Source organism: Novipirellula herctigrandis (genome assembly GCA_007859835.1).
GTDB lineage: Bacteria > Planctomycetota > Planctomycetia > Pirellulales > Pirellulaceae > Novipirellula_A > Novipirellula_A herctigrandis.
The window spans coordinates 61,675-64,138 of sequence record SJPJ01000003.1 but is presented as its reverse complement, the minus strand read 5'-3'; the positions used below and the strand labels follow the sequence as shown (position 1 = coordinate 64,138).

3 protein-coding genes are annotated in these 2,464 nt (G+C 53.6%); all 3 read right to left on the bottom strand.

The genetic code is table 11. From position 1 onward, the window contains the following. Positions 1-183: 183 nt before the first annotated feature. Positions 184-540 carry a hypothetical protein gene (locus tag CA13_RS34200; RefSeq protein ID WP_146404804.1) on the bottom strand — a complete coding sequence of 119 codons (357 nt, stop codon included), beginning with the start codon at positions 538-540 and terminating at the stop codon, positions 184-186. A gap of 515 nt (positions 541-1,055) precedes the next feature. Continuing rightward, complete coding sequence (locus tag CA13_RS34195) at positions 1,056-1,742, bottom strand: hypothetical protein (protein WP_419195337.1); 687 nt, start codon at positions 1,740-1,742, stop codon at positions 1,056-1,058. Between the two features lie 123 nt (positions 1,743-1,865). Then, on the bottom strand, positions 1,866-2,464 hold a 599-nt coding region (locus CA13_RS34190), incomplete at its 5' end, for a hypothetical protein (RefSeq protein ID WP_419195336.1).

Here is a 2,464-nt window from a genome sequence, read left to right as displayed (position 1 = left end):
AGCATCGCTGCCAACATTTAACCTCATCGCAAAAGCTTGACTCGCTAACCTTTCGCCCGGAGGGCCAGTTCAACGGTACGGTTCAGCGGGTGGCGGCGAACGATCCAGCAATTGCCAAATCGGCCACCACCGCCACTCCGTTGCAACCGATGGTTACCCGCATTTCTGAATTCGTTACGGCGTTCAATCGAATTTGTCCCAGGTCACAAATACATCGTCAATTGTATCCACCCACTTACCAGGCGGAACAACGAAGAATCGATTTGGGTCAGGGGTCGCACCGGTGTACGTAGCCGTCGAATAGTCGTCCGCGACTTCGTGTTCGGAAGTTGAGACCATTAGCCAGACGCCGTTGCGCGCTTGGTAAGTGTACCCTTCGGCGTGATGCGGCCGCCGTTCCCAGTTTGCGGCCTGTTCCGTAAGACGTTGATAGTGGTTTATGTACTTCGTGCGCCGGTAAAGCCATGGGCCATAGCGGAACGCGACCGCAGCGATCACGGTGACGAGTAGCGCGGTCTTAATAGTGAAACGCTTATGCATCGAATCGAAACAAGCGGTCAACTTCAGCCGGGTAACGGCAACGATCACCGGGACGCCGAATGCATCCTTGTTTCCAAAAACAGCGGAGCCGGCGGCTCCGTGTGCATCGTATTGTTATCCGGTGTCAGTTTGTAGTTGAGTGAGGTCAAGCAACCTATGGCACTGGTCGCGCACGTTGCTGGCCGAAGATAAGATTATGCGTTGCTTGAACAGGTTTATCAAGTGAAATCGTCCGCGCCACCGCCCAGCCTACTTGAAGTGGATTGTCGTCTTGTCGTTGTTAATCTTGTTTGAATCACAGTTCCCTCCCGTAGCGAGAAATATGGGGCCGTCAAAACAGTGTTCAAATGTTGCAGACTACAGGACCGCGCCTACGCGCCAAGACATGCAAATAATGCTTGAACACATTTTCAGCTCGATAGAAAAGCAACCGGATAACGACCGACGTCACCGGGGACGGCGGTTTGATTGTCCATTTGTAAAAGCCCCATGCCGTCCTCCGGTGGACGTCATGGTTACCCGCCATTCGCGGCGTCAATTTTGCGTTGAATCGCCGAAATGCAGTTTGCAGCATAGGTCGCGTGTTCAGGCCACTGACTGGCAATGTCCCGAAACGCATGAATTGCATCGAGCCAATCCCCGAGTTTATCGAGCCTTGATGCGGCGTCTATCGCATCGTCAGCAGTGAGTTCTGACGGCGTTGGCGCGTCGACCTCACCGAAGTCAAAATCCTCCGGCCAATCATGACCGCCAACGTCCATGAACGCATTGCATTTCGGGCAGTTCTGAGTCGTCCCGTCTTGAGAAGCCGGGAATTCGCTCGAAACGCCGCACTCTTCGCATTCAGATTCGATTGGAGGTAGATTGTCCAGGTCTTTGCGGCGTCGATCACGCTGAGTCTCAAATTCGCGTAGTAGGTCAACGGCCGATTTGAGGTCCGTTTTGTCGACGAACACTTGCGGTTTGTGAAATTGGCTAATCGTTCCAAATGCGAAAAGACTGACGCCGGAGTTATCCTCGACGGCGTATGCACGAACGCCATGCGACTGAAGCCAGGTTACCACCGAATGAGCTTCAAGATTGCCGTTGGCAGTGTACGCGAGTGTGGGCGTCTCAAGTGAGTCGCGATCGTTGTTGATCGAAGGTACGTCCGATGATTCGCCAGAGGTATCCGACGGTGGTTCGTTTGGATTGCGTGACAAGGTCGGCTATGCAGTTGCGTGGAGTAAAATCAGGTCAGTCGGGTAACGTCCGACGTCACCGGGGACGGCGGTTTGATTGTCCACTTGGAAACGCGCCATGCCGTCCTCCGGTGGACGTCATGGTTACCCGCCGGCCTCGACGGGAACGTCATTAGCGTCCAATGCGGAAAAGAATGCAAGCAGTTGATCGTCATCAAACGCTTTGTCGACGAATTGAAAGTCAACATGCGATCCGTCCTTGTGAAATACAAAGAGCCTGCCCTTCTTTAGGTCCTTGATTACGTGTTGTCCCCGCGACACGCCGAGTTCGTCAAGTCGGTCGAGAAACTTTTCCATTCCGCTCAATCGTTGCCCGTAAATCACTCGCTCCACATCGGCGTTTGGAAACTGGTGCTCATTACAGCTCAGCTTTTGCATTGCCTTAATCGTGAAATCATGGTTGCCGACGACAAGTCGGGAACTCGCAACCGATTTGCAAACGTAAGAAACGTAAAAATAAGAACACAGTCCAATCAGGATCGTCGCAAAAATCGCACCCGCAAGATTTGCAGTGTCCTGCCCCAATCGGTCCCGCGTGAGCGCAACAAACGCAATCCATGCGCCGAGCCAATAGAGAACGAGTGCCGCCAACGCGACCCCCAAAAAACCCGCGAAGCGTGACGCAACCGTGCGTGGTTCCGCAGCTTGAATGTCGATTGTGTCGGACATGGTTCTCAGTGGGG

Bases quoted from the DNA above. Each gene is read 5' to 3' on its own strand.
- CA13_RS34200 (WP_146404804.1), bottom strand. From the start codon at position 540: ATGCATAAGCGTTTCACTATTAAGACCGCGCTACTCGTCACCGTGATC.